General features: G+C 40.9%; 3 protein-coding genes and 1 pseudogene. 3 read left to right on the forward strand and 1 reads right to left on the reverse strand.

Features of this window, described 5'->3' with window-relative positions:
• The coding region (locus tag FD47_RS13890; RefSeq protein ID WP_275453007.1) for a transposase at window positions 1–523 on the reverse strand (523 nt) is incomplete at its 3' end.
• A gap of 389 nt (window positions 524–912) precedes the next feature.
• Between FD47_RS13890 and FD47_RS13895 the strand changes: the two genes are divergently transcribed.
• From FD47_RS13895 to FD47_RS15170, 3 genes and pseudogenes are all read left to right on the forward strand, one after another.
• Window positions 913–2157, forward strand: coding sequence for an ATP-binding protein (locus tag FD47_RS13895; protein ID WP_054736667.1), 1245 nt, complete (start codon window positions 913–915; stop codon window positions 2155–2157).
• A gap of 190 nt (window positions 2158–2347) precedes the next feature.
• A pseudogene (locus tag FD47_RS15450) lies at window positions 2348–3084 on the forward strand (IS30 family transposase); the annotation flags it as partial.
• A 71-nt stretch (window positions 3085–3155) separates the two neighbouring features.
• Window positions 3156–3414: transposase (locus FD47_RS15170; protein WP_156404162.1), on the forward strand; the 259-nt coding region annotated here is incomplete at its 3' end.

A 3414-nucleotide genomic window follows, 5' to 3' on the forward strand; every position in this document is an offset into this window, starting at 1 on the left:
GCGTCAGTTCCCAGGCCAGAAAGTAGCCTTGGTTGGCCATCACGGCATGTAACTTAAAGCCATAGTAATAGGTCTGTTTGGTGGCATTATAGCCTTTGTTGGCGAAACCGGTTAAAACCTTGGCCTGATTGCTTCGACGAGTAGCTGCCAAAGTAATCGGCGCACTATCAATGATTTCATAGGTAACGGGTGGGACCCACTGTCTCAATAAAGTGACCCGCATGAATTTCATTATTAATACTAAATCTCGACAACGCCGGTTATACCGGGAGCGTTCAGGGACAGTAATTCCCCAGCTAACCAATTTTTGATGAAAATAGGTTTCGGAACCGTCCCGTTCTTCAATCCGCATTAACATGCAGGCCAGGATAATGACATCATCGGCTTTCAGCTGGCGGTAATTTGGCCGGAAACGAATAGCCGGATTAATGGTTTCATAAATCGGTTCAATAATTTCGATAAAATGTTGAAATTTAGCTTGAATTGGATTGGTTTTTACGATAACTTTGAGGAGGCCTCGCATAACAGTTCCTTCTTTCTGGTTTTGTCACCTAAGAAGTTACCGCGTATGCGGGGCTTTGGGTTGCTTAAAGCTCAAAAAACTAATTCAATTGTTACGAATGTGACACAACTAGCACAACGCGTTAGGTAGAAACTTTTTTGATTTGGCTTTGAGATGTTACATAAGGTTATAATTGATGGTTTAGCCTCAAAAGTCCAATCATACGTTCGTTTTAATAAACAAGGAAAGAATCCAACCTTTGCAACAATTAAACGACAACAACTTACAAAAACGCAAAATATAAGGTTGCAAAAACGTAAAATACGTAGTATCATTTTTGTAAAATACAGTTATACAAAAATGTAAAGTAGGGGATTATAATTTACGAGAAACGGATTATTGATGAGCCTTTGAAACGTGATTTACAAGAACTTCCAGCCATCTTAGTCGAAGGTGCTAAAGCGGTTGGCAAAACTGAAACATGTACTCAAATTGCTCAGACCGTCTATAATTTAGACAACGAAGCCACCCGGCTTATGCTAAAAGGAGCTCCCGATACTATTCTACGTGGTCAGAAGCCCGTTTTATTAGACGAATGGCAATTAGCACCGGAAATGTGGTCTTTTGTCCGGCATGAAGTAGATAAGGGATTGTCAGATGGCAGTGTTTTATTTACTGGCAGTAGTATTCGGGTTAATTCTCGAATTCACAGTGGGGCCGGTCGTATTATTCGAATGAAATTACGGCCTTTTACCATTCAAGAAAGAGGCATGGCAACTGACTATATACATATTCAAACGCTATTTAATTTGACCAAAGATGACCGGATTAGTGGTCAAACCAAAAAAGATATTAATGATTACTTAGATGAGATCTTTAGGTCAGGTTTTCCTGGAATTCGCGATAAAGCTCCTCATGCTCGTGACTTATTACTGCGCAGCTACATTAGAAACATTGTTGATCACGATTTCGAAGAGAATGGGTTTAAAATTAAGAAACCTGCCAGTTTATTAGCTTGGATGAAGGCTTATGCAGCTTCGGTTGGGACACCAACTAAATTTCAGACAATCATTGATGCTGCGATGGCGAACAATAGTGAAGCGCCTACTCGACCAACAGCCAATAGTTATCGGGAAGCTCTTGAAATTCTCTACATTATTGATGAAGTCCCACCGTTTTTGGGAGTAGGAAAACTTTATCCTAATTTAGCTCGGGCCCCGAAACATTTTATGCTCGATCCGGCCATTGCGTTAAAGTTATTAGATGTTAATCGTCAACAGCTAACCACATATCAAGTCCCTAAACATGTTGGTAAATTAAATCAAAATTTAATCGGTCAATTATTGGAATCTCTAGTTTATCAAAGCCTCATTGTTTATGCAGACGCTGATGATGCGAAACTCTTTCACTTCCGAGATCAACGCGGGACTAGAGAAATTGATTTTATCTTGCAGAAGGGTAGCTCTCTAATCTTATTTGAGGTCAAGGCTGATCCTGAAGCAAAGGACAGCTACGTTCGCCATCTTAACTGGTTTGCGGATTTGGTTAAAAATGAATTCAAGGTTACCAAAGTCTTATTAAATACGGGCCAGTTTGCTTACACTAGAAGTAACGATCAGGTTCATGTGCTACCGATCGCCATGCTGGGAGTTTAGGGAAAATTGTTCTGAACTCAAACTTAAAATGTCTACAGAATTATTTTTATAAAAAATGTCTAGTCATTTGCAGCTAATAGATTACGGTGGATTTTAAAATGAAGTTAGCCATTTTAAAAAAATAATACGCCATAGCGCATTTTCAGGTATCATTAAAGTTCTAACACATTTAATGAAAAGGAAAATCGCTATGACGCCTCTTGAGAATACCACATCTACTATTAAAGGGGAACACTTATCTTTTAAGGAACGCTGCCAGATTGAAGCTTATAAACGATTGCCCAAGCCGTTGCCCAATCGGGAAATCGCCAGGCTACTCCAACGAGTCCCCCAAACCATCAATAATGAGATTAAACGGGGCACGACAATCCAAATCTCCCGTCAAACCCAAAACGGGAAAGTCTACACTTATGAACACTCGGTTTATTTAGCCGATGTTGCTCAGGAAAAGTATGATCAGGCCCGGCAGCACTCCCATCGTCCGTGTCTCTTTAGCCAAAATACGGCGTTTATCGACTACGCCGATGAACAGATGTTAGTGTCCCACCACTCTCCGGATGCCATTATCGGTCGGGCGAAAAAAACGGTCGTTTCCCTTTGGACCAAATTCCTTGCACGACGACTTTGTATAACTGGATTGATCGTCATTTTATGCGAACCAGAAACGTTGATCTCTTGGAAAAGGTTCGCCGAAATACTAAGTCAGCTCGTTGCCGAAAGAATCAGAAGGTTTTAGGACAATCCATTGAACAGCGGCCTGCTGAGATTCAAACTCGCAAAGAATTTGGTCACTGGGAGATTGACACGGTGGCTGGCAAACGAACTCGTGATGACCAGGCACTGCTCACGCTGACCGAACGTAAAACCCGCTTTGAACTTATGATAAAAGTTGATGATAAGTCTGCCAAGCCAGTCAATGACGCTCTTAGAAGCTGTTTAGTATCTTTGATTTTGACCCAATAATTTGATAAACTACTGTCAAAAAAGTTGGTGATCATATGCAACATTTTAGTCATCATTACCAAAGCGATATTTCTCGGCAACAATTCGATTTGATCCGTCAGGATCTGGAAGCTTCAAGAAAACGAACTCACCCAAAACACATTGATCCTTATGATATCTTCTGTGCCATGCTCTATGTCCTTAAAAATGGCTGTACTTGGCGTGATTTGCCGGCTGATTATCCAAAGTGGTCCACCGTTTACTACTATTGGATGAGTTGGTCAAAAGCCCCCACCCCTGATAAACCAGCTTTAT

Origin of the sequence: Lentilactobacillus parafarraginis DSM 18390 = JCM 14109 (assembly GCF_001435895.1) — a bacterium.
Classification (GTDB): domain Bacteria; phylum Bacillota; class Bacilli; order Lactobacillales; family Lactobacillaceae; genus Lentilactobacillus; species Lentilactobacillus parafarraginis.